The sequence below is a fragment of the Aeromonas sp. R7-4 genome (assembly GCF_040908055.1).
GTDB lineage: Bacteria > Pseudomonadota > Gammaproteobacteria > Enterobacterales > Aeromonadaceae > Aeromonas > Aeromonas sanarellii.
Genome location: NZ_JBFODA010000057.1, coordinates 1 through 25,692 on the forward strand (window position 1 = coordinate 1; position 25,692 = coordinate 25,692).

Here is a 25,692-nt window from a genome sequence, read left to right on the forward strand (position 1 = left end):
ACGGCAACTGGAGCGTCACCGCCAAAGTTGTCTTAAGCGGTGAGCTGGATCACCAGGGGAGCGAGTCCCTCAATTTGCCGCTCACCGTAACCCTGACCGACAAGGACGGGGACAGGGTCTCCACCGACTTGCCGCTCATCGTCAAGGACGGCAATGCGCCCGTCTTCGTGGCAGGCAGCGGGGTGAGCCTGGATGAGCGCCATCTCGACGGCAGCAACCCCCTGACCGGCACCGGCCACTTCCAGATCAATGCCGGCTCGGATCGGGTGAGCGAGGTGTCGTTTGCCGACATCAGCGAGCAGCCGGCCCTGACCGCCCTGGGTCAGAGCGTCAAATACGAGCTGGTCGACGGCGATGCCAGCATCCCGGGCAATCAGGTGCTGAAGGGCTATGTGGAAGTCAACGGCCAGCGCGTCGAGGTGCTTCAGGTCGAACTGGTGGGCAAGCTGGACAACGCCGCCAGCAACGGTTTTGACTACAAGGTGACCCTGTTCGAGGGGGTTCACCAGAGCGGCAACACCGTGACCGACCTGCCGTTCAAGCTCAATATCGTCGACAGCGACAAGGGCAGCGGCAACAACGACAGCACCACGGGCACCCTCAACGTCAGCATCGTCGAGGGCGATACCCCGACCCTCACCCTGACCGGGGTGACGCTCAGTGAAGGCCGCTTCGACGGCGCCGCCAACAACCAGACGGCGGACGATCAGCAGGCCACCGGCAGCCTGACCATCACGGCGGACTCCGATCCCGTGGTGGACGTGCGGCTGACCCTCTCGGGCCAAGTCGTGGATGGGAGTGGCAAGGCCATCACCCACAACGGCGAGACCCTCACCTGGCAAGAGGTGGCGGGCAGAAACGGTCACGGTTTCCAGGCAGTGACTGCGAGCGGCACCCTGGTGCTGACGGTGACCCTGCCGAGCGTGCCGGGGCGCATCGAAGCCCACACCCAGGCGACGCTCGACTACCAGGTGAAGGTGCACACCAACCTGGATCACGTGGCCGACGACAGGCTCGACCTGACCCTGCCGGTCAAGGTGACCGACAGCGATGGCTCGGTGATCACCGGCAGCACCACGGCGGTGATCACCGATGCCGCCGACCCCGTGATCTCGGCCATAGAGTCCGTGCGGGTCGAGGAGGCGGATCTGGATGGGAGCAGTATCCAGCATCCTGGCACCACTCCGACCGAAAGTGGGGAGACGGCCGGTGGCAAGGTGACCATCAGCGCCGGCTCGGACCGTGTTGCCTCTCTTGAACTCGATGTGGCGGCCTTCAATCAGGCGAACCATCTCAGCTCGGGTGGCAAGGCCGTGACCCTGGCGGCCCATAGCCCCGGCTGGTATCTGGCGAGTGCGGAGGGCGGCAAGTCGGTGTTCTGGATCCATCTCGACGTCAATGGCAGCTACAGCGTGCATCTGGTGGGCCAGCTTGATCACGGCGCCCAGGGCAAGGATGAACTGGGTATCGACATACCTCTGTTCGTGACCGACTTTGATGGGGATCGCAGCCCCAATGTGACGGTGGAGGTGAAGGTGCAGGATGACATGCCCATCGGCACGCATCTGACCCATCACCTGAGCGAGACCGGCAGCGCCGTGAGCGGCGATCTGCTGCCCCCCGCCAACGAGGGGGCCGACGGCGCCAGAGTGGCCTCGGTCACCGTGAACGGCCAGCAGCATGCCATCAACGGCAGCCTGACCCTGGATGTGATGAGCCCGGACGGCAAGCAGGTGATGGGATCCCTGACCATAGGGCAGGACGGCAACTACAGCTTCACGCCGAGGCCAGGCTTCGATCACGATGCCGCCAGCCTCAGCCAGATCATCAAGGCTCAGTTGGTGGACGGCGACGGCGATACCGCCGAGAGCACCCTGACCCTCCACCTGCAGGATGAGGCGGTGAGCTTCACTGTGAAGGCGGTCACCGGGCAGGAGGATCAGGGAGCCCAGGATCCGAGCCAGGGCATTGCCATCGACATGCGCCTCGATATCGGCGATTTCGACCGGGGCGAACACGTGGATCAACTGCTGATCCAGGCGCCGGCCAACGCCCACGGTACCTTCTACTACCACGGGGTGGCCCTCACCACCACGGCCGATGGCAAGTGGTTCATCGTGCCGCCGGCGGCCATGGTGACCGCAGACAACGTCAACTACCGGACCCAGGGTCTCACCTTCGTGCCGGCTGATGACTGGTCCAGCTGGAGCAACAACAAGCAGCCGCTGCACTTCCAGGTGCAGCTGCAGGTCGGGGTAAGCGAGGGAACGCCACCGCCCGCCGTGACCGGCGATCTCGCCATCACGGTGCAGGGCATTGCCGACAAGCCGCTGTGGGATGCGGGCAGCACGCACCAGCACTACAGCACGGACGAGGACAGCAGCGGCATCGCCCTCAACGTCAAGGCCAGCCTCACCGACACGGACGGCTCCGAGACCCTGAGCTACCAGATAGAGTGGGCTTCCGGTGAGGGCTCTCTGACCCTGAACGGCAAGGTACTCCAACCGGGTAGCAACGGCCTCTACACGGTGACGGCAGGGGATATCAACAAGATCACCGTGGTGCCCGGCAAGGACTACAGCGGTGACATCAGGCTCATCGTGACCCCGGTGAGCACGGAGAAGAGCCCTGTGGTCAGCGGCCAGAACAAGGCGCTCGGGGATCCCCAGGATCTGGTGATCAACGTCAACCCGCAGGCGGATGACGCCAAGCTCACCGTGCGCGAGATCCAGGGCAAGGAAGACACCCTGATCGATCTGGGCAGCAAGATATGGCTCGCCCATCTGGGAGACACCACAGATGGCTCCGAGCAGCTGTTCGTGCGCATCAGCGGCCTGCCCGCCGGCGCCACCCTGCTGCTGGGTGGGGTGGCGGTCACCCTGGATGCCAACGGCTATTACGAGGTGCCCTATGACCGCATCAATGACCTCAAGCTGCAGCCGCCCAAAAACAGCAACGTCGACTTCGATCTCACCATCAAGGGGGTGGTGAAGGACACCGCCATCCTGACCGATGCCAACGGCCAGACCCACACAGTGGTGAACGAGAAGGAGACCGGCAGCCAGAGCCTGCACGTGGATCTGGTGGGGGTGGTGGACGAACCCCATTTCGATCTCAATACCAGCGACTGGACCCAGGATGGCAACGGCTACAGAATCACCATCCAGGAGGATGGCCGGGCTCCCCTTGACTTCAAGCTCACCTCGGGGGAGTGGACCGACACCCCGCTCGATCACTCGGAAACCCTCAACCTGGTGCTGGAAGGGCTGCCGGAAGGGGCCAGGGTGTTCGACGGCAGTGGCAAGGAGCTGACCCTGACCTTCGCCGGACTCGATGGCAAGGGCAATCCTCTCTATCAGGTGGATGTCTCCAGCCTCGGCAACCTGCAGATCCAGCCGCCCCCCAACAGCACCGCCGATCTGCACCTGGTCGGCCACGTGGTGGTGACCGAGAATGACGGCGATCACAAGAGCTTCGACGTGCCCCTCACCATCAAGGTGGAGCCGGCCATCGACGCCACCGACTATGCCAGGACTAGCCATGGCCTGGAGGATCAGTTCACCGTGCTGGACTGGCATCCGGACCTGACCGACGGCGCCGAGCAGGTGACGCACCTCGGCCTCTCCGGTATCGAACCCGGTTATGAAGTCTGGATCCGGGCCGGGGGCGTGGATACCCAGCTGACGGTCACCGGTGGCGCCGTGGATCTGACCCCGAGCCAGCTCGACAGCCTGTTAAACGGCGGCCAGCTGCTGGTGAAAGGGCCCGAAGACAGCGACAGGGACACCACCCTCCAGAGCCATGTCACGGTGACGCAAGTGGATGTTGACTCCAGCGCCACCGCCCAGAAGGTGATCGACGGCACCCTGCACCTGGATATCCAGGCGGTGGTGGAGCCCGATGGCAACCTGGTGCAGACCGGCCAGCTGGAGAGCCCGGACGGGCACGCCATCTCGCTGGACGGCGTCTTCGTGTTCCAGGATCTGGATCCCAGCAGCGATGAGGTCATCGACTACCTGGTGATCAGCGATCTGCCCCCCGGCTTCGTGGTGGTGGGCGGCATCAACGATGGCAAGGGCAACTGGACGGTGCCCCACGACGCCCTCGGCAACTATGCCCTGCGCTCGCCGGACGGCTTCACCGGCACCGTCACCTTCAAGGTCAGTGCCAGGGTGATCGACCTTGGCGACAACAACGAGGGGGATGTGAGCGCCCCGGCCTATCGGGAGATCACCGCCAGCGCCGACTTCCATGCTGCGACCCACTCGGGCCAGGTGGCCGCCGATGTCGATTTTGACAACAGCGTCCCCATCACCGGGGTGGAGGATCAGGGCATCAACTTCGGCAGCCAGTTCAAGGACATGGTGACCCTGGGCACGGCGGACATCGGCGACGACGAGCTCAGCATCGTCATCACAGGTCTGCCCCCGGGCGTCAACGTGCAGGGGCTCACCTTCGACTTCGTCAACGGCGAGTACCTCATCAAGCTGCCGGGCGGCCTCGATGATCTCGACAAGCTGACCCTGACCCTGCCGCAAGACTATGCCGGTGACGGCCTGCACTTCAACGTGCGCCTGGTCAACACCGACACCGTGAGCGGCGACACCAAGATGGTGGAGAAGGACGTCACCCTCTCCATCACCCCGGAGGTAGACATCCACGGCGGGGCGGACGGCCTGCCCGAGCTGCAACTGGACGTGAAGGATGTGAACGGCGACGGCCAGTCTGACAACCTGGAAGACACCGAGATCCACCTCGATCTCTCGGTCAAGCTCGCTGACATCAGCCCCTCGGTGGCCGATGGCGGTCTCGAGACAGTGGAGCGGGTGGTCGTGACCGTGGATCCCCAATATGGTCACTTCCTCGACAAGAACGGCCAGCCGGTCTCCACCCTCAGGGTGGACGACCCGGCGGATCTCAAGGATCTGGTGTTCGTGCCCAAGGAGCACTTCAGCGGCAAGGTGCCGCTGGCGGTGACGGTGGATATTCTCGATACCGCCACCACTGGCACGGATCGGGGGAGCTGGAGCGGCAACGTGAGCTTCGAGGTGCTGCCGGTCAACGATCCGGCCCAGCTCACGGTCCAGAACGTCACGGGCCAGGAAGATGGCAGCGTGAGCCTGGGGGGGCTGGGGGCCAGCCTGATCGACAACGATGGCTCCGAGCAGATCGTCGGGCTGCAGATCAAGGGGGTGCCGGATGGCTTCACCCTGTCCGCCCCGGCGGTCAACAACGGCGGCGGGGTGTGGCAGGTGCCTGTTGGCACCGACTTCTCCACCCTGACCCTGATCCCGCCTGCGGACTTCAGCGGCACCCTGGATCTGACCCTGAGCGCCTTCACCCAGGACTTGGGGCTGACCCTGCCCCTTGAAACCAGTGCGGGCTTCACCGTCACCGTCAATCCGGTGGGGGATGCGGTCATCACCGACATGCAGGAGCAGGCGAGCGGCACCGAAGGGGATGTGATCACCCTGAACCTGGGGGTGGAGACCCGGGACACCCAGGCCACCGGCGGCAGCGTCGGCAATGTGCACGAGAACGGGCCCGAGCAGGTGCGCGTCACCCTGGAAGGGGTGCCAGACGGTGCAGAAATCCGCCTGCCGAGCGGGGTGAGCGGCACCGTGGTGGATCTCGGCGGTGGCCGCTGGCAGGTCACCACGGATGGGGGCAAGCTCGACGCGGTGGAGCTGGTGACCCATGACGCCAACGGCGCCATGGCGATCAAGGTGACGGCCCTGAGCCTGGACAACGGCGCCCTCGGCCCCGAGGTGAACGGCAGCATCCAGGTGGACGTGAGCCCGGTGAACGACGCCCCCGTCAACGTGCTGCCCGGGGAGCCCCAGGTGGCTCAGGAGGACGAGCCGTTCGTCATCCAGGGTCTGCAGGTCAAGGACGTGGATGCGGGCAACGGCATCATGGAGGTGCGTCTCTCGGTGGAGCACGGCACCCTGACCCTGCCGGCCGGCAGCGGCGTGACCCTGACCGGCAACGGCACCGGCGATGTGGTGCTGACCGGCACCCTGGCGGATCTCAATGCCCTGCTCGCGGGCGGGGTGACCTATCAGGGCGAGCGGGACTTCAACGGTCAGGATGCCCTGACCATGGTGACCAACGACAGGGGCAACACCGGCAGTGGCGGCGCCCTGAGCGACACCGACGTGCTGCCCATCGAGGTGCAACCGGTCAACGATGCCCCGATCAACCAGGTGCCGGACGCCATGGCGGTGAAGGAGGACGGTTCGCTGTCGCTTTCCGGCATCAGCGTCAAGGATGTGGATGCGGGCAGCGCCCCCATGTCCATGGTGCTGCGGGTGGAGCACGGGGTGCTGACCCTGCTGGGGACGGCCGGCGCCGTCTCGGTGCAGGGGGCGGGTACCAACGTGGTGACCCTGGTGGGGTCGCTCGATGATCTCAACAGCCTGCTCAACGGCAATCTGCACTACGAGCCGGCCAGGGATTTCTGGGGCGAGGACAACCTCACCATCACCACCTCGGATCAGGGCAACACGGGGGCGGGCGGTGCGCTGACCGATACCGCCACCGTGGGCATCACGGTGACCGCCGAGGCCGATGAGCCGCGGCTCGGCCTCGGGACCCACGACATCCACGCCCTGCAAGGGGCCTGGGTGCCGCTCAACCTGAGCGCCAGCGTGGTCAACCCGGCAACCGGTGAGCTGTCGGTTCGGATCCAGAACCTGGGCGGTGCCCAGGTGGTGGACGAGCACGGCCAGAGCATGGGCCATGCCGACAACAACGGCGACTGGTTGCTACCCATGGATCACTCGGTGCCGCTCTATGTGAAAGACCTGGCGGCCGGGGAGCACAGCCTGATCCTGACCGCCGAGTCGAGTGCGGGGGGGCGCACCCTGAGTTCGGCCCAGGAGACCCTCAACATCCACAGCCAGAGCGGCCACGACCTGGTTGGCTCGGATCAGGGAGACTGGTTGTTCGGCTCCACCGGCAGTGATCGGATCCTGGGCGGTCTGGGAGACGACCTGATCCGGGGGGGTCAGGGCAACGATAGCCTGAGCGGCGGTGCGGGCAGCGATCTCTTCGTGTGGGGTCAGGGGGACGAGGGCACGGCGGCGCAGCCTGCCATCGACACCATCACCGACTTCCGCCCCGAAGAGGGGGACAGGATCGATCTGGCGGACCTGCTCAAGGGGGTGACCGGCAACAGCCTGGATGGCTTGCTCAATCACCTGTCGGCCTCCGTCACCACCGGCAACGGTGGCCTGGGAGACGTCAATCTCTCGGTGTCGCCGGCAGGGGATGGCCACGTCACCCAGCAGATCACCCTGAAGGACGTGGATCTCAGCGGCTGGAACCTGAGCGGCGGCTCCTCCTCCCACGAGATCCTCCAGTCCCTGCTGGATCAGCACAGCCTGATCATCCAGCATCCCTGATGGGAGCGCGCTGAATAAAAAGAGCCGGCAATTGCCGGCTCTTTGTTTATCTGGGTGGAGGACTATGGCTAGCTCATGCCTGCGCCCGGGCCAGCAGGTGGCAGGGGCGTTCACAGGGGAGCATGGCGGTGCTCATCTCAAGCCAGGGCTCTTGCCAGCAGGTGGATCGGATGTTCACAGGGGAAGGCAGTGCTCATCTCGATCTGCCACTTGCAGGTTTCGCAGTCGGTGATGACCAGATCGGGCTTGAGCCGGTTTATCTGATCAAACAGCCCCTGGCCTATGGCCTGGCTGGTGTCGTAGTTTTCCGACTTGAAGCCGTAGGTGCCGGCGATGCCGCAACACTGGGAATCGAGCACCGTCACCTTGACCCCGGGAATGGCGCGCAGCAGTTCCAGGGTGTAGATGACGCCCCCCATCTTCTCCATGTGGCAGGGGGTGTGGTAGGCGATGTGCAGATTGAGCGGCTTCATCGCCGGCTTGTTGCCCTGATAGAACTCGTTCCAGATAAAACGGGTTACCAGCGAGATGCGATCCCGCACCTTGTGGTTGTCCTGCTCCAGCAGGTGGGGATATTCGTCGCGCAGGGTGAAGCCGCAGGTGGAGGAGGTGGCCAAGAGCGGCATCTCGTTGCCGAGCAGGGTGTTCTCCAGTTGCTGGATGTTGAAGGCCGCCTGCTGCTTGGCCTTGTCCATGAAGCCGTTGGCAATCAGCGGCACGCCGCAGCACTTCTCCCGCGCCAGCAGCTGGACGCCGATGTTCATGGCGTTGAGCACCTGCACCAGCTCCTTGCCGAGCTGCGGGTGGTTGTAGTTGACGTAGCAGCCGTGGAAGTAGGCGATTTGGCGCTCGAAGCGGGCCTGACTCGCTTTCTGCTTCTTGTACCAGCCGCGGAAGGTGCCCTGGGAGTATTTGGGCAAGGAACGGTGGGAGGAGACCCCCAGTGCCTTGTCCAGCACCAGCTTCATCGGCTTGAGGCCGGTGGTGAAGTTGACCACCGGGGCCATCAGGGTGGACATGCTGCCCATCAGATCGGTGTGGGAGAGCACGAACTCGCGGATCCCCGGTTTGAAGCCGCTGTACTGGTGCTTGGCCCGGGCTATGATGTCGCCGATGCGCACCCCGCTCGGGCAGACCACTTCGCAGCGCTTGCAGTTGGTGCAGTATTTGAGGGCGCTGTCGAAGAGTTCCGGGCTCTTGATGCGCAGCCGTTCCCCATCCGGGCCCGCCTGCTTGGGGCCGGGGTAGGCCGGGTTGGCCTTGGCCACCGGGCAGTAGGCGGTACAGACGGTGCATTTGATGCACTGATCGAAAGTTTGGTTGGCATGATCCAGTAGCATGTCAGTTCTCCTCCCGTAGGATGTGAAGGCACGGGATATGGGACAAATACATCATTGTGCTGCGTTCAGAATATGGCCGGCGGCCTGCCAGCCGGTGGCGACCGCCACGCCTGAGCCGGAACCCTCCTTGGATTGGGCATCGTCGTGGGCCAGCACGCCGTGTCGTGCGAGTGGGAATGTGTGATTCATCTCAGCCCTCCGCCAGAATATGGCCGGCGGCCTGCCAGCCGGTGGCGACCGCCACGCCTGAACCTGACCCTTCCTTGATGGGGTCATAGTGGGCCAGCACGCTGCCGGCGCCAAAGAGGTTGGCGAGGGGCTTGCCGCCCCGCAGCACCCGCAGCTGGTCGTCCGTCTTGACCCCGAAGCCCATGAAGGGGTGGTGATCGAACAGGCGGCGACCGGCCCAGGCGTCGCGCTCGGACAGGCTCAGTACATCGGCGTCGAAGATGGGCTCGCGGATGCCGCCAAGGCGTGACTCCAGGCCGCGGCTGAAAAAGCTGCCGGAGGCGAGCACGAAGTTATCCGCCTCGAACAGCTGGTCGTCGCCGTTCTGGCTGTGCACCCCGAGCACCCTGTCCCCCTGGTAGCGGGCACCCAGCACCCGCTCGCTGGTGAGGAAGGTGTCGCCGAGGGCCATGAAGCGCCGCTTGAGGGCCTCCTGCATCCGCATCCCGATGAGGGACGGCGGCATGGTGGCGACTTCGCGAATGGTGCAGCCGGTGCGCTTCTCCAGCTCCGCCAGGCGGGGCCCCACCAGCCCCAGCGACAGGCAGGCGGGCAGCACTATATGGCGGCAGCCCGGCTCGCCACACTCCTTGACCATGCGGCCTATCTCGCGGGCCAGATCCGTCAGCAGGTCCTGCTGCTGCCTGTCAAACAGACGGGCGATGTCGGCGGAGCGAAACTCGTGGGGATTGCGGCTGAACGCGGCGAGCTGGGGCAGGCGGATCTCCCCGGTGAGGATCCGGCTGTGGGCGAATCGCGCGTGGGTCGCGAGATTCGCCGCCGCCAGCGCCGGATGAAAGTCGCGAAAGCCGGCCAGGGTGGCCAGCAGCAGGACGTCCGGTGCGGGGGCCTCTGTGATGCAGGCGCAGGTCTCGGGGGAGAGCCAGGTGGATTTGAGGGTGCCGATGGGGGTCAGCCGCTGGTGGTTGCGCTCCTGGCGAATGAGGGGCAATCCCTGCAGGGCGCAGTGGCGCTGCAGGTCATCCAGGCTCGCCATGATGTTGGTGATGCCGACCTTGGCATAGGGGTGTTCCGGCCGCTCGGCCATAAAGGCGGGCAGGGCGGCGCGGGGATCGCCGTCGCTCTCCAGCAGATCCACCGAGCCGGAAGAGAAGTGCAGGGCGCTCTGGCCCGAGGCCATCAGCAGCGCCTTCTGGCCCGCTTCGGCCAGGCGCAGGGCCGCCGACAGGCCCGCCATGCCGCCGCCTATCACTATGCTGTCAAATTTCATGGCTGCACTCCTTGGTGGAATTGGCGGTGCTGGCATCGAGCGGGAAGGGGGGCTCGCTCACCAGGTGGGGGGCCGTCCACTCACCAAGGCCGAACAGCCCCTCGTAGATCCAGTAGGTAAATTCCGCTTCCCGCAGGGCATCGCCCCAGAGCACGGGTCGGGTGCCCTTGTAGCGCTCCTCCAGGAACTGGCGCAGCATGACGCAGGCCTGACGACCGTCCGCCTTGCCGTACTCCTGCATCAGGCCGGCGGCGCGATAGGCGCACAGCTCCCCCTGACAGGGGCCCATGCCGAGGCGGGTGCGGCGGCGCAAGTCCACCAGGTTGTCCACGTCGAGCTCGCGCAGGGCGTATTCAATCTCCCCTGCGGTCACCATCTCGCATTCGCAGATGAGGGCGTTGGCCTTGGGGTTGTCGCGGAAGAAGGCGATGACCCGCTCGCCGTGACGGTATTGGGCCGAGCCTTCGGCGGGCACCGAGAGACCCGGGGCTGAGACCTTCTCCGGATCCCGCGAGCCCGGCAGGGCCAGCTCGGCGGTGCGGCAGGGCTTGCTGTTGCCAAGCTTCCTGGCCAGCAGGTCGGTGGCCCATTCGGCCATCAGGCGGTAGGTCATCAGCTTGCCGCCGGTGATGGTGTTGAAGCCCTGAAGACCGTCGCGCTCCGCATGATCCAGCAAGACGATGCCGCGGCTGATGTTGCGGCCCGACTCGTCGCCGTCCACCGCCACCAGGGGGCGTACACCAGCATAGGCGCGCAGCAGCCGGGTGCGCGCCATGACGGGGGCGAGCTTGATCCCCTCGCGCAGCAGCACCTCCACCTCGCCGGGCTCGACGGTGAGCTGGTCAATCTTGTCGTAGTCGATGCGGCTCGAGGTGGTGCCGATGAGGGAGATGGTGTCGCCCGGCACCAGGATGTCCGCATCCGCCGGCTTGCGGCAGCGGTTGAGCACCAGCTGGTTGAGGCGGTAATCCATGATGAGCAGGGAGCCCTTGGCCGGGAACATGCGGATGCCGAGGTCGGCGTACTCGCAGATCTGCTGGCCCCAGATGCCGGCGGCGTTGATCACCTCCCGGCACTCCACCTCGAACGCCTCTCCGGTGCGGGTGTTGATGGCCCTGACCCCGTGCACCCTATCCTGGGTGCGCAGCAGCCCCAGCACCTTGCTGTGGGTGAAGATGCGGGCGCCGTGTTCTTTCGCGTCCAGCACGTTGGCGGCGGCCAGGCGGAAGGGATCGACCGTGCCGTCCGGTACCTGTATGGCCCCGATCAGCGCCGGGTTGACGTTGGGTTCGAGGCGCAGCGCCTCTCGGGGATCCAGCTGGCGAGTCTCGATGCCCGCCAGGGCGCAGGCATCCATGAAGGTGCGCTGAAAATGGAGGTCATCTTCCGGCAGGGTGATGAAGAGGCCGCCGGTATCCTCCACGCAGTGGCTGGCGATCCGCTTGAGGATGCGGTTCTCCTGAATGCACTCGCGGGCGGACTCCTGATCCGTTACCGCGTAGCGGGCCCCCGAGTGGAGCAGGCCGTGGTTGCGCCCCGTGGTGCCGGCGGCGATGTCGTCCCGCTCCAGCAGGATGCAGTCGATGCCGCGCAGCGCGCAATCGCGCATGATGCCGGCACCGGTGGCGCCCCCCCCTATGATGACGACTTCCGTGGTTATTCTTTTCATTCTTGCCCGTCTCATCTCTTCCAGATGGGGCCAGTGTGGCGCTTCCCTGGTTGGAAATGTTTGATATGGGCCAAGTTAATGTTCGTAAACGCTCATAAAAAGGGGTGTTAATGAGCAAAGCGTGATTGTTGTCACACTCCAGCAACAGCAGAGGGGGCCACCGGGCCCCCTCTGTCGACACGAGTCACGGCGCTCAGCCGCAGCACTTCTTGAACTTTTTGCCGCTGCCACAGGGGCAGGGGTCGTTGCGACCAACCCGCAGCGGCGCCGGATCCTGCTCGCCGTCGGTGTAGACCCAGCGCCCCTGATGACGCACGAAGCGGGATCGCTCGTGCAGGCAGTGACGCTCGTTCCCCTCCAGGAACCAGGCCTTGAACTCCACCGTGCCGGTCTCATCAAGGGGGCCGCCCTGGCTGGCGAGGATCTCGAGGCCGTCCCAGCGGGTATCGGTCCGGGAGAGCTCGGCCGCCGTCAGGCCGTGCAGAAAGTCAGGGTGCCAGCTGTGGACCAGGTACTCCCCCAATCCCAGCACGAAGGCGCTGTAGCGCGAGCGCATCAGCTGCTCCGGGCTGGCGGCGGGCTGGCCTGCGTGGAGCACGCCACAGCACTGGGAGAGGGGGAGGGAGGAACCGCAAGGACATTGGCTCATGGGTCAGCTCATCGGGTCGATAATAAAAGGTGGCGGGATTGTAGCGAAGGCACTCCCCCCTCGGCCAGCACTCCATGGCTGAGCGAGTAGGAACGAAGCACCCACAATAAAATGGCTAAAGGAAGTACAAGATGACGCTAAAGCAGAAAATTCTGTTGCTGGGGGCCATCCCCGTGCTGCTGATGGCTCTGGTGGTCAACCTCAGCAACTACCTGGTGGCCAGGAACGGTCTGGAGTCCGATCTGGTGGTGGCGAGGGAGAAGGCGGTCAAGGAGCGCAAGGCCCTGCTCAGCAGCTACCTGATGCTGGCCAAGACGGCCATCGAGCAGGCCTATGCCGGGCCAGACAACCCAGAGACCCGCCAGCGGGTGACCGAGATCCTGCGCCCCTTGCGCTATGGCAGTGACGGTTACTTCTTCGTCTACGACTACCAGGGGAACACTGTGCTGCTGCCGACCCGCCCCGAGATGGAGGGCAAGAATCGCTGGCAGGACAAGGATGCCAAGGGCACCTTCCTGATCCAGGGGATCATCAAGTCGGCGCGGGAGGGAGACGGCTTCTCCGAATACTGGACCAACAAGCCGTCCCTCGGCCGGGATGCCCCCAAGCTCTCCTTCAACCTGGTGCTCGACAAGTACCAGTGGGTGGTGGGCACGGGTTTCTACATCGACGATATCGACAACGAGCTGGCGGCCCTGCGCAGCGAGCGGGAGGAGACCATGCACGCCTCCCTGCAAAGCAGCGTGCTACTCATCCTGGTGATCTTGGGGGTGACCCTGGCCGCCACCGTGGTGATCGGCAACCGGGTCACCCGGCCGCTGGCGGACGCGGTCTCGGCCCTCAACGACATCGCCGACGGGGAAGGGGATCTGACCCGGCGCCTCAAGGTGCAGAGCAAGGATGAGGTGGGTCAGCTGGCCACCGCCTTCAACCGTTTCGTCGAGCGGATCCAGTCGGTGGTGAGCCAGGTGGGGGAGACCAGCCATCAGCTGCTCGGCGCCGTGGACAGGTTGCACAGCCTGAGCGAGCACGCAGACAGGCAAATGCAGGGCCATGGCAAGGAGACGGATCAGGTGGTCACCGCCGTGACCGAGATGAGTTCCACCGCCCAGGAGGTGGCGGCCAGCGCCTCCAACGCGGCCTGCGCCACCAGCGATGCGGCCCGCGAATCTGACGCCGCCCGCGGTGTGGTGAACAGCGCCATCGGCAGCATCAACCGGCTGGTGGACGAGGTACACGTGGCCGCCGGTGTCATTGAGCAGCTCGCCCACGAGACCGGCAAGATAGGGTCCGTGGTGGAGGTCATTCGCGGCATCGCCGATCAGACCAATCTGCTGGCGCTCAACGCCGCCATCGAGGCGGCACGGGCCGGCGAGCAGGGCCGCGGCTTTGCGGTGGTGGCGGACGAGGTGCGCTCCCTGGCCGGTCGCACCCAGCAAAGCACCAAGGAGATCAACGAGATGCTCCAGCGGCTGCAGGGCGGGGTCAGGCAGGCGGTGGAGGTGATGCAGGCGAGCGAGGCCCGCAGCCAGGAGACGGTGCAGGAGGCGAGCCACATCGCCAGCTCCCTCGACAGCATGGTGGCGGCCGTCGGTACCATCAACGACATGAATATCCAGATAGCGACCGCCGCCGAGGAGCAGCACGCGGTCTCCGAGGAGATCAACAAGAACCTGGTGGCCATCCAGCAGATCGTCAGCGAGCTGACCGAGGCGGCCGGGGAGTCCAACACCACCACCCGCGCCCTGGCCGGCACGGGTGACAAATTGCGTCAACTCGTCTCCCGCTTCCGTTACTAGTCACATTTTTGCCGTCTGGACGGGATATCCAGACGGCAAATTTGGGGATCGGCACAGAATGTGGGAAAATCGCGCCATTCGTTCCTTTCGTTAGCCCCAACCCTATGAATGAGATCGTGAAAGGCAGTATCGATTTGATCCGTCAGCTCAACTACGGCCTGGTCTACGCCAGCCTGGAGGAGCACAAGGAGCTGTCCCGTACCGATCTGTCCCGTTTGACCGGCCTATCTCCCGCCAGCATCACCAAGATCACCCGCGAGCTGCTCGATGGCGGTCTGGTGGTTACCTGTGGCGAGAGCTCGGTGGGCCGTGGCCGCCGTCAGACCCTGCTGCGCATCAACGAGCGCCGCTTCCAGTTTCTCTCCATGCGCCTTGGGCGCGGCTATGTGGACATGGCCCTGTTCGATCTGGCGGGCCGCTCCATGGCGCGCCATCGCCACGTCTTCAACGAGGGGGAGCGGGCCTCCCTGCTGGCGAGCCTGGTGCGGGCCATCGAGGGCTTCCTGCCCAAGAAGGCGCTGCGCCTGGCCTGCATCGCCCTCTGCCTGCCGGGGCAGGTGGAGCGCCACTCCGGCATGGTCAAGCACTTCCCCTATTACGATCTGCGCAACTGGCCCCTCGGGCCCACCCTGCAGGAGGCCTTCTCGGTCCCCGTGCTGGTGAGCGGTGACGTGCGCACCTGGATCCAGGCCGAGCGGGAGTGGGGTGCCGCCAAGAACTGTGCCGATGCGGTGCTGGTGTTCGTGCACAACGACATAGGGGTGGGCATGGTGGTCAACGGCCAGCTCATCGAGAGCGAGGCGGCCCTGCTCGGGGATCTCAGCCACCTGCAGCTCGAGCCCTACGGCCAGCGCTGCTACTGCGGTGGCTTTGGCTGCGCCTGCACCCTGGTGACCAATCAGGCGCTGGAGGCCCAGTACCGGGACCTGCGCGAGCGGATGCAGGAGCACGATCTGCCCGAGGTCGTCACCATCCGCGAGCTGTGCGAGCTGGCGCTGGCGGGCAACAGCCTCTGCCAGGACATCTTGCACCAGGCGGCGGGGCGCCTCTCCCGGGTGCTGGCCAACCTCATCTGCCTGCTCAACCCGGGCAAGCTGCTGCTGGGGGGGGAGATCACCCGGGCCGATCGCCTGCTGTTCCCCATGCTGCACCAGTCCCTGGCGAGCCAGCTGCCGGCCGAGTACCTGGTGCGTCTGCAGATCGAGTCCACCCATTTCTATGAAGACCCCACCAAGCCCACCTCGGTGCAGGTGCACAAGGCCCTGCGAGACGGCAGCCTGCTGCTCGAGCTGCTGCGAGGCGAAAAGGAGGCCTGACTGCCTGCCGCAGTGCCGCTCCATCCTGCACTGGCCGTCTTAACTCCGTGGGAGGAGGGGGGCTCTGATTAGGGGGCAAACAACAGGCGGGCCTTCCGAGGAAGGCCCGCCTGTTGTTTGCAAACGCCGGGTGGCGGCTCTAGGACTTGGTCTCCTTGGCGGTCGCCTTGTCGGCGGGTTGCTCCTGCCGTTTGAGGGTCTCGCTGGCTTGCTGTCTCAGCTGCATCTGCTCCATCACCAGCTTGTAGGCGATGTAGTACTTGTAGATGTTGCCCACATAGGTGACGGTCTCGGCTCCTATCTTCTCCGCCGCCACGTATTCGACGTTGTGGAACCAGACGTTGGGATCCAGCCCCCGTTTCTTCGCCTCGGTGCGCAGCCGCGCCACCCGGGCGGGACCGGCGTTGTAGGAGGCAAACGAGAATAATGCCTTGTCGAGGGCGGTCATGGGCTCGTCGGCGTAGTAGTGATCGATCATCCAGCGCATGTATTTGACGCCGCCGTGGATGTTGGGCTCGAGCTGGCGGATGTCGCCCACCTTCAGCCCCTTGCCGGTGGCGGGCATGATCTGCATGATGCCGATGGCGCCGACATGGCTGCGCGCCTTGTGGTTGAGGGCGGACTCCTGATAGCCCTGGGCGACGACCAGCAGCCAGTCCACGTCGTATTTCTCGCCGTATTCACGAAACAGTTCCACCACCTGCAGGAACTTCTTGCGCTCGGCCTCGGCGGCGGCGCTCTTGACGAACTTGTTCTGCTTGAGATAGCGCGCCAGTACGTCCTCCCCCGTCGCCTTGCCGCGGATCGCCTTGATCTGCTCGTTGAGCATGGCGAGCAGCTTGGGACTGTCCTGGCGTACCGCCCAGGCGATGATGCCCCCCTCCCGGAACACCGGGGTTTCATGAATGGTGATCTTGGGGAAGATCTTCTGCCAGAAGCGGGCCTTGTGCTCGTCCATGACGATGAAGGGAAGCAGGCCCGCGTTCACCATCTCCACCAGATCTTCATCTTCCAGCACTTCGGAGGCGGGCTGGATGTCGATGAGGGGCTCTCCCGCCGCCTTGCGGGCCTGGTTATAGGCCATGAGGCTCTCGAAATAGCTGGAGGAGGGGCGCACGAAGATGGTCTTGCCACCCAGATCGGCGGCACTCTCCACCTTGGGGGAATCGGGGCCCGAGACGAGCAGCTCCCGCACGTTCTCGAGCAAGGGATCGCTGAACACCACCCCCTGCTTCTTGCGCTTGTCCGTGATGGTGAGGTTGGCGGCGGCGATATCCCCCTTGCCTTCGATGAGGGAGGTCAGCAGGGCCTCGCGGGCGACGGGAATGAAGACGAAGTGCACCTTGAGGTGACGCTTGATGGCCTTCTGCTTGCGCAGTTGTTCGTTGAGGCGTTTCTCCACCTGCATGAAGGCGTCGTAAGTGACCCCCCGTTGCACCCCCTTGTTGATGAAGTAGCCGGTCTTGTTGTAGGTGGTGAGCACCCGTATGGTGCGCCGCTCCAGCATGGCGTCGAGATCCCCCAGCATGGGTTTGGCGAGTTCCTCGCTGTCAAAGGCCAGGGCGCTGCGCTCCTCTTCTTCCTCGGTGGTGGCTTTTTTATCTGGCTCGGCACTCCAGGCCGGGGACAGGGAACAAAGCACCCAAAAAATGACAATCCATAAGCGTTTCATGATGTTCACCTCACTCGTTTTATTGAGTGTAAGCGTGGCTCAGAGGACCCCTTAGCTCGTTGGGTTTGATTGCGCTCGGGTGATAGCACGATCTTCACTATCGGTTGGGGGCCTGGCCGGGGAGAACACCAAATGAAGAGGGAGCCCGTGGGCTCCCTCTTTTCATTGCATATTCAAGACCCGAGCCGGCCTAGAACCAGAAGCCGATGATGAAGGAGCCCGCCAGGGTCAGCATGACGTTGGCCACCGCATAGGTGCCGGCATAGCCGAGCGCCGGGATGGAGCTGTTGGCTGCCTCGTTCACCACGTCCATGGCCGGGGCGCAGGTGCGGGCCCCGGTGATGGCCCCCAGCAGCAGGGCCGGGTTCATCTTCAGCACCCAGACCCCGAACAGGTAACCCACCAGCACCGGCAGTGTGGTTACCAGCATGCCGGAGAAGAGCACCACCATGCCCACCTCGCTCAGGTGATCCAGGATGCCGCCCCCCGCTTTCAACCCGGTGCTCACCATGAAGACGGCGAGGCCGAGATCCTTGGCCAGACGCAGGGCGCCCGGCGGCACATAGCCCACAGTGGGGTGGTTGGCCCGAAGATAGCCCATCAGGATGCCCGCCAGCAGCAGGCCGACGGCGTTGCCGAGGCCGAATTCTATCTGGCCGAACACCAGGGAGACGGAGCCTATCAGCAGGCCCAGCACGAAGAAGGTGGTGAAGGCCACCAGATCCGTGGTCTGGCTATGGATGCTGATGAAACCGATCTTGTTGGCCAGGAGCTTGACCCGCTGTTTCTCGCCGCTGATCTGCAGCACGTCACCCTTCTGCAGCATGATGTTGCGATCGAACGGCATCTCGATCTGGGATCGCACTACCCGGTTGAGGAAGCAGCCTTTCTCGGTGAGGTTGAGCTCCACCAGGTGGCGACCCACCACAGCGTCGTTCTTCACCACTATCTCTTCGGTGACGATCTGCAGGTCAAGCAGGTTGCGGTCGAACACCTCCTTGCCGTTGCGGTAGTTGACGTCGAGCTTCTCGTGACTCTCGGGGTAGCCCACCAGGGCGATCTCGTCTCCCTCCTGGATGACGGCGTCACCATCCGGACTCGCCAGGATGCCGTTGCGGCGGATCCGCTCCACGTAGCAGCCGGTGTGAGGATAGATGCCGGTCTCGCGCAGGGTGCGACCGCCGATCCAGGCGGCGAGCTCCGGGCCGACCCGATAGGCGCGGATGATGGGCAGGTAGGTCTTGCGGCTCTCGCTGTCGGAGAGGCCCCGCTCGCGGGCGATCTTCTGGGCCTCGGTGTTGAGGTCGAGCCGCGCCAGGGAAGGCAGGTAGCGCACCACCAGCATCAATCCCACCAGCCCCACCAGATAGGTGAGCGCATAGCCGATGCCCATGTTGTCGAGCACCGACTGCATGTCGGTCTGATGGGGGAGGTTGAGCAGGCCGCTGCGCAGGGCATCCTGGGCGCCCACCAGCGCCGGGGTGGAGGTGAGCGACCCCGCCAGGATGCCGGCCGCCATGCCGGGCCCCAGGTTGAAGAACTTGGCCAGCCCCACGGTGAGCAACAGGGCGCTCAGCAGGATCACCAGGGTCAGGGTGATGTAGTGGATGCCGTCGCGCAAGAAGACGCTGAAGAAGTGCGGCCCCGCTTCAATCCCCACGCAGAAGATGAACAGCATGAAGCCGACGTTTTCGGTGGAGGTGGAAAACTGGAATCCCATCTGGCCGAACAGCAGGGCGGTGAACAGCACCCCTATGGTATTGCCTATCTGGAAGTTGCCGATGCGGACCTTGCCCAGCAGCAGGCCGAAGGCCAGTACCACGAACAGCAGCAGGGAGTCGCTTTGATGTAGCAGTGTCACGAAATCTATGGTCATGCCCGGAAAAACCGAGGAAAAAAGTGGGGCCGATATTGTGCCGTATCCCTTGGCAAGAAAGAAGCGCCAAAGCGGATCGACAGCCAGTTAAGTGGCGCCTCGACCAGAGGGGTGAGGGATGCGCGGCGCCCAGGAGGAAAAATACTCTACTTTACGCTGCCGGATCCGGTGTCAATGAGTGATTTCTGCTGTCGGGAGGGGAAGGGCCGACGGCCCTGTGGACAATTTATTACCTGCTGTATGGGGAGCGATTGGGCATGGTTTTCAGCATTTTTCACTGAGGTCAGTGAAGGGATACAAAAGAACCCCATTTGTCGTCCGGCGAGGGCTGACCCGTGGCACGGGGCATGGCGAAAAAAGACCGCGCCGGGGTGGGGGCGTTGCCCTGGTTGACCCCATTTAGGGGGGCGGACAAAAACAGCAGAAAATGGGGCGAGCGGTGCGTCGCCTCGCCAAACCGGAGACAATCGCTGCCAACCCAGATGAACATTGGCTTTGGTCAACTTACCCACAGAAACTGTGGATAACCCTGTTCATGAAACTTGGTGATCAGGCTGTAGCCCGCGCTATTACTGGGCTTCAAGGGCTGTTCAAAAAATACCGGCAATAAATTGTTTCTATAAAAATCAAATAGTTATGCGCGACAGAACAAAACGCTGCCGGTCAGTGACGGGGGTTCAAAAGGGAGGCGTGCAGCAAGGCAGGGCTTGTGCATTAAAATTGGCAGAGGAAAGCACTAAAGTGGATAACTTGCACCGAGATGGTGAGGAATTGGCTCCCCCGACTGGACTTGAACCAGTGACATACGGATTAACAGTCCGCCGTTCTACCGACTGAACTACGGGGGAACATCAGGCAAGGAGGTGCATCATACAGAGGTCGTATTTCGGGGTCAATAGCCATCAGGGCAGGCCGGCGGATACCCAGGCCCGTCAACTCGGGGTACACTGCACTCTTGCCGTTTTTTGCCGGGAGTCGTCATGAATAAGCCTTTCAAGCTGGCCAGCCAGTTTCAACCCGCCGGGGATCAGCCGAGGGCCATCGCCCAGCTGCTCGACGGCATAGAGTCCGGGTTGGCCCACCAGACCCTGCTCGGGGTGACCGGCTCGGGCAAGACCTTCACCATGGCCAACGTCATCGCGACTCTCAATCGCCCCACCATGATACTGGCGCCCAACAAGACGCTGGCGGCCCAGCTCTACGGGGAGATGAAGGAGTTCTTCCCAGATAACTCGGTTGAGTATTTCGTCTCCTACTACGACTACTACCAGCCGGAAGCCTATGTGCCGACCACGGACACCTTCATAGAGAAGGATGCCTCCATCAACGATCACATCGAGCAGATGCGGCTCTCGGCCACCAAGGCGCTGCTGGAGCGGCGCGACGTGGTGATCGTCGCCTCGGTGTCGGCCATCTATGGCCTGGGGGATCCCCAGGCCTACCTCAGCATGATGCTGCACCTGAAAGTGGGGGACCTGATCAATCAGCGGGATATCCTGCGTCGCCTCGCCGAGCTGCAGTACACCCGCAACGACATGGCGTTCCAGCGCGGTACCTTCCGGGTACGGGGGGAGGTGATCGACATCTACCCCGCCGAATCGGACAAGCTGGCCCTGCGGGTGGAGCTGTTTGACGAAGAAGTGGAGCGCCTCTCCCTGTTCGACCCGCTGACCGGCGCCATCGAGCAGACGGTGGTGCGCTACACCATCTACCCCAAGACCCACTATGCCACCCCGCGCGAGACCATACTCGGCGCCATCGAGCACATCAAGGAGGAGCTCAAGAGCCGCCGTGAGCAGCTGTTGTCGCTGGGCAAGCTGGTGGAGGAGCAGCGCATCAGCCAGCGCACCCAGTTCGACATGGAGATGATGCAGGAGCTCGGCTACTGCTCCGGCATCGAGAACTACAGCCGCTACCTCTCCGGCCGCGCGCCGGGGGAGCCGCCGCCCACCCTGTTTGACTACCTGCCGGGGGACGGCCTGCTCATCATCGACGAATCCCACGTCACGGTGCCGCAGATAGGTGCCATGTTCAAGGGCGACCGCTCTCGCAAGGAGACCCTGGTGGAGTACGGCTTTAGGCTTCCCTCGGCGCTCGACAACCGGCCGCTGAAATTCGACGAATTCGAGGCCCTGATGCCGCAGACGGTGTTCGTCTCGGCGACCCCAGGCCCCTATGAGCTGGAGAAGTCTGGCGGCGACGTGGTGCAGCAGGTGGTGCGTCCCACCGGCCTGCTGGATCCCGAGGTGGAGGTGCGGCCCGTCAGCACCCAGGTGGACGACCTGCTCTCCGAGATCCGCAAGCGGGTGGCCGTGGAGGAGCGGGTGCTGGTGACCACCCTCACCAAGCGGATGGCGGAGGACTTGACCGAATACCTGGCGGATCACGAGGTGCGGGTGCGCTACCTGCACTCCGACATCGATACCGTGGAGCGGGTGGAGATCATCCGCGATCTGCGCCTCGGCAAATTCGACGTTCTGGTGGGCATCAACCTGCTGCGCGAAGGCCTCGACATGCCAGAGGTCTCCCTGGTGGCCATCCTGGATGCGGACAAGGAGGGCTTCCTGCGCTCCACCCGCTCGCTGATCCAGACCATCGGCCGGGCGGCGCGCAACCTCAACGGCAAGGTGATCCTCTACGGGGATACCATCACCAACTCCATGCAGGTGGCCATTGAGGAGACCGAGCGGCGCCGCGCCCTTCAACACGCCCACAACCTGGAACACGGCATCGTGCCCAAGGGGCTCAACAAGTCCATCGGGGACGTGATGGACATGGGGGGCAGCCGCACCGCGGGCAAGGCCGGGCGGGGCAGCCGCAAGGCCGCCGAGCCGCAGGGGGAGTACCATGCCCGCTCCGCCAGCGAGATCGCCAAGGAGATCAAGCGGATGGAGGAGCAGATGTTCCAGCATGCGCGGGATCTGGAGTTCGAGCAGGCGGCGGCGCTGCGGGATCAGATCCAGCGGCTGCGCAGCGAGTTGATCGAGTCGTGAGCGCCAGACGCTGGCTTATCTGGCGGCGGCTGCGCCGCCTCTACCTGGGGTTTCGCCATCCGTCCACCCCCTGGTGGGCGCGGGGGCTGGTCATCTTTATTCTGCTCTACGGCATCAGCCCGGTGGATCTGGTGCCCGACCTGGTGCCGCTCTTTGGCTGGCTCGACGATATCAGCCTGTTGCTGCTTCTGTTATGGGGCTGGGAGAGGTGCTTGCCCGATGCCGTGCTGACCTCTCTGGACAAGGCCGATTGACCCCGATCTGACCCCGTTCATGGCAGTTTTTTTCTTGCCACCGGGGGCGCCAGTTAAGGGTATTGAATGGCTCCTTTTGTATGGGGGCGAAAAAGGGGACCCTGGGGTGATTGTGAGCCAGGTCTCATTGGCGTAGACTCCACGCCGTTCACTTCATGAGTACCCAAAAAATGGATCTGATCCTCTTTGCCATCGACTTTATCCTGCACGTTGACGTGCACCTGAAAGAGCTGTTCGAACACTACGGGATCTGGGTGTACGCCATCCTGTTTCTCATCATCTTCTGCGAGACAGGCCTGGTGGTCACCCCCTTCCTGCCTGGCGACTCCCTGCTGTTTGCCGCCGGGGCCCTGACGGTGGGCAGCGTGCTGGACGTGCATACCCTGGCAGGGGTGCTGATCATCGCCGCAGTGCTCGGCAACGTGGTGAACTACACCATAGGACACTTTTTCGGCGAGCAGCTGTTCCGCAATCCGGACTCGAAGATCTTCCGCCGCGATTACTTGGTCAAGACCCACGCCTTCTATGCCAAGCACGGGGGCAAGACCATCATCATCACCCGCTTCCTGCCCATAGTGCGCACCTTTGCGCCCTTCGTGGCGGGGATGGGTGCCATGACCTATCCACGCTTCCTGGCGTTCAATCTGGTGGGCGGCCTCCTGTGGGTGCTCTCCTTCGTCTATGCGGGTCACTTCTTCGGCAATCTGCCGGTGGTGCGTCACAACTTCACCCTGCTCATCTTCGGCATCATCGGCATTTCCCTGCTGCCCATGGTGGTCGGCATGGTGAAGGCTAGGATGGATGCCGGCAAGGTGGCCTCCTGAGCTTCTTGTTCCGTGGCGCAATGAAATGAGAAAGGGAGCCGATGGCTCCCTTTCTGTTTGTGGCCTGCTCACTGTCAGATTGCCGATGGTCACGATGGCAATCGGCAATCTGGAGACGAAGATGGCAACTCACCGCTGAGGAACCAGAGTCCAGGCGTGATCTGACGCATAAACAAAGGAGGGAGCCATCGGCTCCCTCCTTTGTTTATGCGTGCCTCCCGGCTCAGTTGCAGCAGCGACCCTTGATCAGGTTGCCGATGGCGACCACCACAAAGACCAGCAGGTATGCGGCGAAGATGGCGACCAGCCACTGGGGCATGGAGAAGCCGAGGAATTGCCAGCTGATCTCGCTGCAATCTCCGTCCGGATAGAACATCCAGGGGATCCACTGATCCAGCTGCGCCCAGCTGGGGAAGTCGACAAAGCCCTCGCACACGTTGAAGGGGGAGGGGTTCATCTGATAATCCACATGCTTGAGCGCCAGCTTCAGGCCCCAGAAGGCGCTGTAGCCCCACAGCAGCATGGCGCTCCAGCGCACATACCACTTCTGGGGCGCCACCATGCCGAGCAGGCCGGCCACCAGCACGCCCAGGATGGCGATCCGCTCGTAGATGCACATGACACAAGGGTGCAGGCCCAGCACGTGCTGGAAGAAGAGGGCGCACAGTTCGAGAAAGAGGGCGGACGCGGCCAGCAATCCCCAGGCCAGGCGATGGCTGGCAATGCGGCGAAGAAACTCGATCATCTGATTGATCTCACAGAGAAAATAGTGGCTGAATTAGAGCAGAGCCCCATCCAAAAAGAAAGGGGCCGTACAGCCCCTTTCACCATCAGTGTGCCGCCGGCGCCGACAGGGGCACGGCGGCGTGCTCCATCAGCCAACCCGCCTGGTAGAACCATTCGGTGGCGGGGCCGAGCAACAGCTCCACGGAGAAAAAGCCGACCAGGCCCAGCACCAGGGTATAGGGCAGGGCCATCCATACCATGCGGCCGTACGAGAGGCGCAGCAGGGGGGCCAGGGCCGAGGTCAGCATGAACAGGAAGGCGGCCTGGCCGTTGGGGGTGGCGACCGAGGGCAGGTTGGTGCCCGTGTTGATGGCCACCGCCAGCAGATCGAAGTGGGCGCGGCTGATGGCCCCGTTGATCAGCGCCGTCTTCACCTCGTTGATATAGACTGTGCCGACGAAGACGTTGTCACTGACCATGGAGAGCAGGCCGTTGGCCAGATAGAAGAGGGCGAGCTGATCCTCGGGCTTGGCCGCCAGCACCCACTGGATCACCGGCTTGAACAGCTGTTGATCGATGATCACTGCCACCACGCTGAAGAAGACGGTGAGCAGGGCGGTGAAGGGCAGCGCCTCATGGAAGGCCTTGCCGAGGGCGTGTTCCTCTGTGATGCCGGTGAAGGCAGTGGCGAGCACGATGACGGTCAGGCCGATCAGCCCCACGGCGGCCAGATGCAGGGCCAGCCCCGTGATAAGCCAGGTGGCGATCAGTGCCTGGACGATCAGCTTGGCCTTGTCTTGCGGGGTACGCTGGGCTTCTTCCTCGCGTTCGTACGCTTCCATGATGTGGCGTACGGGCTCGGGCAGCCGGGTGCCATAGCCGAACCAGCGGAACCTTTCGACCAGGATGCAGGTGAGCAGACCGCAGAGGAACACGGGGATGGTGACGGGAGACATGCGAACAGCAAACTCGCCGAAATGCCAACCCGCCTGCTCGCCGATGATGAGGTTCTGGGGCTCGCCGACCAGGGTACAGACGCCTCCCAGTGCGGTACCGATGGCCGCGTGCATCATCAGGCTGCGCAAGAAGGCCCGAAATTCGTTCAGATGCCGACGGGAGAGCTCGTCGATCTCCTCGTCATCGTGGTGCAGATTGCCGGACTCATCCCGTGAGGCCACCTTGTGGTAGATGGCGTAGAAACCGGTGGCGACGCTGATCACCACGGCGATCACGGTCAGGGCATCGAGGAAGGCGGACAAAAAGGCCGACACCAGGCAGAAGGCGAGGGAGAGCAGCGTCTTGGAGTGGATGCGCACCAGCATCTTGGTGAAGACATAGAGCAGCAACTGCTTCATGAAGTAGATGCCGGCCACCATGAAGACCAGCAGCAGCAGCACTTCTATATTGGCCACCAGCTCATGCTTGATCTGGTCGGCCGAGGTCATGCCGATGAGTACCGCCTCGATGGCCAGCAGACCGCCGGGTTGCAAGGGGTAGCACTTGAGGGCCATGGCCAGGGTGAAGATGAACTCGACGACCAGCAGCCAGCCAGCCAGGAAGGGATCAAGGTGAAAGACGATCGGATTGATCAGCAGGAATAGGACGATGGCAAGCTTGTACCATCGCGGGGCATTGCCCAGAAAATTCTTTGTAAACGCGCGCCCTAGGCTGATTGGCATAATGATGGTTCTCGGTTCTGTTGTTGGTAT

The 25,692-nt window shown here is 63.7% G+C and carries 15 protein-coding genes and 1 tRNA gene; 6 read left to right on the forward strand and 10 right to left on the reverse strand.

Features of this window, described 5'->3' with window-relative positions; all coding sequences use genetic code 11:
- On the forward strand, window positions 1-7,406 hold a 7,406-nt coding region (locus tag AB5Y72_RS15010), incomplete at its 5' end, for a type I secretion C-terminal target domain-containing protein (RefSeq protein ID WP_368199150.1).
- Between the two features lie 137 nt (window positions 7,407-7,543).
- Here AB5Y72_RS15010 and glpC read toward each other — a convergent pair.
- From glpC to AB5Y72_RS15035, 5 genes are all read right to left on the reverse strand, one after another.
- A complete protein-coding gene (gene glpC / locus AB5Y72_RS15015) occupies window positions 7,544-8,746 on the reverse strand; it encodes an anaerobic glycerol-3-phosphate dehydrogenase subunit GlpC (protein WP_325782585.1) in 1,203 nt (400 codons plus the stop codon).
- Window positions 8,747-8,797: 51 nt separating this feature from the next.
- The gene (locus AB5Y72_RS15020) at window positions 8,798-8,935 is read right to left on the reverse strand and encodes a hypothetical protein (protein ID WP_325782587.1); all 138 of its coding nucleotides are present in this window, start codon (window positions 8,933-8,935) and stop codon (window positions 8,798-8,800) included.
- A 1-nt stretch (window position 8,936) separates the two neighbouring features.
- Window positions 8,937-10,205, reverse strand: coding sequence for a glycerol-3-phosphate dehydrogenase subunit GlpB (gene glpB / locus AB5Y72_RS15025; RefSeq protein WP_368199152.1), 1,269 nt, complete (start codon window positions 10,203-10,205; stop codon window positions 8,937-8,939).
- Window positions 10,195-11,874, reverse strand: a complete 1,680-nt coding sequence (glpA, locus tag AB5Y72_RS15030; protein ID WP_325782589.1) for an anaerobic glycerol-3-phosphate dehydrogenase subunit A — start codon at window positions 11,872-11,874, stop codon at window positions 10,195-10,197. Before glpA ends, glpB begins: the two co-directional genes overlap by 11 nt.
- A gap of 193 nt (window positions 11,875-12,067) precedes the next feature.
- Window positions 12,068-12,523 (reverse strand): YchJ family protein, encoded by a 456-nt coding sequence (locus AB5Y72_RS15035; RefSeq protein WP_325782590.1) that lies wholly within the window; start codon window positions 12,521-12,523, stop codon window positions 12,068-12,070.
- 131 nt (window positions 12,524-12,654) lie between these two features.
- Here AB5Y72_RS15035 and AB5Y72_RS15040 point away from each other — a divergent pair, with 131 nt between their 5' ends.
- Together AB5Y72_RS15040 and AB5Y72_RS15045 are read left to right on the forward strand one after the other, a co-directional pair.
- Window positions 12,655-14,322: a methyl-accepting chemotaxis protein gene (locus AB5Y72_RS15040; RefSeq protein ID WP_325782591.1), complete on the forward strand. Its 1,668-nt coding sequence runs from the start codon at window positions 12,655-12,657 to the stop codon at window positions 14,320-14,322.
- 104 nt (window positions 14,323-14,426) lie between these two features.
- The gene (locus AB5Y72_RS15045; protein WP_325782592.1) at window positions 14,427-15,638 is read left to right on the forward strand and encodes an ROK family protein; all 1,212 of its coding nucleotides are present in this window, start codon (window positions 14,427-14,429) and stop codon (window positions 15,636-15,638) included.
- 139 nt (window positions 15,639-15,777) lie between these two features.
- Here AB5Y72_RS15045 and AB5Y72_RS15050 read toward each other — a convergent pair whose 3' ends face one another.
- From AB5Y72_RS15050 to AB5Y72_RS15060, 3 genes are all read right to left on the reverse strand, one after another.
- A complete protein-coding gene (locus AB5Y72_RS15050) occupies window positions 15,778-17,310 on the reverse strand; it encodes a lytic transglycosylase F (protein ID WP_325782594.1) in 1,533 nt (510 codons plus the stop codon).
- 190 nt (window positions 17,311-17,500) lie between these two features.
- Window positions 17,501-19,186 carry an aspartate:alanine antiporter gene (locus tag AB5Y72_RS15055; protein ID WP_042076971.1) on the reverse strand — a complete coding sequence of 562 codons (1,686 nt, stop codon included), beginning with the start codon at window positions 19,184-19,186 and terminating at the stop codon, window positions 17,501-17,503.
- A gap of 772 nt (window positions 19,187-19,958) precedes the next feature.
- A tRNA-Asn gene (locus AB5Y72_RS15060) sits at window positions 19,959-20,034 on the reverse strand.
- Between the two features lie 132 nt (window positions 20,035-20,166).
- Between AB5Y72_RS15060 and uvrB the strand changes: the two genes are divergently transcribed.
- From uvrB to AB5Y72_RS15075, 3 genes are all read left to right on the forward strand, one after another.
- Window positions 20,167-22,179, forward strand: a complete 2,013-nt coding sequence (gene uvrB, locus AB5Y72_RS15065) for an excinuclease ABC subunit UvrB (protein WP_318161461.1) — start codon at window positions 20,167-20,169, stop codon at window positions 22,177-22,179.
- Window positions 22,176-22,433 carry a YkvA family protein gene (locus AB5Y72_RS15070; protein WP_216990357.1) on the forward strand — a complete coding sequence of 86 codons (258 nt, stop codon included), beginning with the start codon at window positions 22,176-22,178 and terminating at the stop codon, window positions 22,431-22,433. Before uvrB ends, AB5Y72_RS15070 begins: the two co-directional genes overlap by 4 nt.
- Before the next feature lie 170 nt (window positions 22,434-22,603).
- Window positions 22,604-23,257, forward strand: a complete 654-nt coding sequence (locus AB5Y72_RS15075) for a DedA family protein (RefSeq protein WP_042076968.1) — start codon at window positions 22,604-22,606, stop codon at window positions 23,255-23,257.
- Between the two features lie 223 nt (window positions 23,258-23,480).
- On the opposite strand, the gene dsbB is transcribed toward AB5Y72_RS15075, so the two are convergent.
- Together dsbB and nhaB are read right to left on the reverse strand one after the other, a co-directional pair.
- Window positions 23,481-24,002, reverse strand: a complete 522-nt coding sequence (gene dsbB, locus AB5Y72_RS15080; protein WP_325782595.1) for a disulfide bond formation protein DsbB — start codon at window positions 24,000-24,002, stop codon at window positions 23,481-23,483.
- Window positions 24,003-24,087: 85 nt separating this feature from the next.
- On the reverse strand, window positions 24,088-25,662 hold the full coding sequence (gene nhaB, locus AB5Y72_RS15085; protein ID WP_318161460.1) for a Na(+)/H(+) antiporter NhaB: 1,575 nt from the start codon (window positions 25,660-25,662) through the stop codon (window positions 24,088-24,090).
- Window positions 25,663-25,692: the final 30 nt, after the last annotated feature.

Coding starts and splice junctions, on each gene's coding strand:
- glpA (WP_325782589.1), bottom strand. CDS start 11,874: ATGAAAAGAATAACCACGGAAGTCGTCATCATAGGGGGGGGCGCCACC.
- AB5Y72_RS15035 (WP_325782590.1), bottom strand. CDS start 12,523: ATGAGCCAATGTCCTTGCGGTTCCTCCCTCCCCCTCTCCCAGTGCTGT.
- AB5Y72_RS15045 (WP_325782592.1), top strand. CDS start 14,427: ATGAATGAGATCGTGAAAGGCAGTATCGATTTGATCCGTCAGCTCAAC.
- AB5Y72_RS15075 (WP_042076968.1), top strand. CDS start 22,604: ATGGATCTGATCCTCTTTGCCATCGACTTTATCCTGCACGTTGACGTG.
- dsbB (WP_325782595.1), bottom strand. CDS start 24,002: ATGATCGAGTTTCTTCGCCGCATTGCCAGCCATCGCCTGGCCTGGGGA.
- AB5Y72_RS15040 (WP_325782591.1), top strand. CDS start 12,655: ATGACGCTAAAGCAGAAAATTCTGTTGCTGGGGGCCATCCCCGTGCTG.
- nhaB (WP_318161460.1), bottom strand. CDS start 25,662: ATGCCAATCAGCCTAGGGCGCGCGTTTACAAAGAATTTTCTGGGCAAT.
- AB5Y72_RS15055 (WP_042076971.1), bottom strand. CDS start 19,186: ATGACCATAGATTTCGTGACACTGCTACATCAAAGCGACTCCCTGCTG.
- AB5Y72_RS15050 (WP_325782594.1), bottom strand. CDS start 17,310: ATGAAACGCTTATGGATTGTCATTTTTTGGGTGCTTTGTTCCCTGTCC.
- glpC (WP_325782585.1), bottom strand. CDS start 8,746: ATGCTACTGGATCATGCCAACCAAACTTTCGATCAGTGCATCAAATGC.
- glpB (WP_368199152.1), bottom strand. CDS start 10,205: ATGAAATTTGACAGCATAGTGATAGGCGGCGGCATGGCGGGCCTGTCG.
- AB5Y72_RS15020 (WP_325782587.1), bottom strand. CDS start 8,935: ATGAATCACACATTCCCACTCGCACGACACGGCGTGCTGGCCCACGAC.
- uvrB (WP_318161461.1), top strand. CDS start 20,167: ATGAATAAGCCTTTCAAGCTGGCCAGCCAGTTTCAACCCGCCGGGGAT.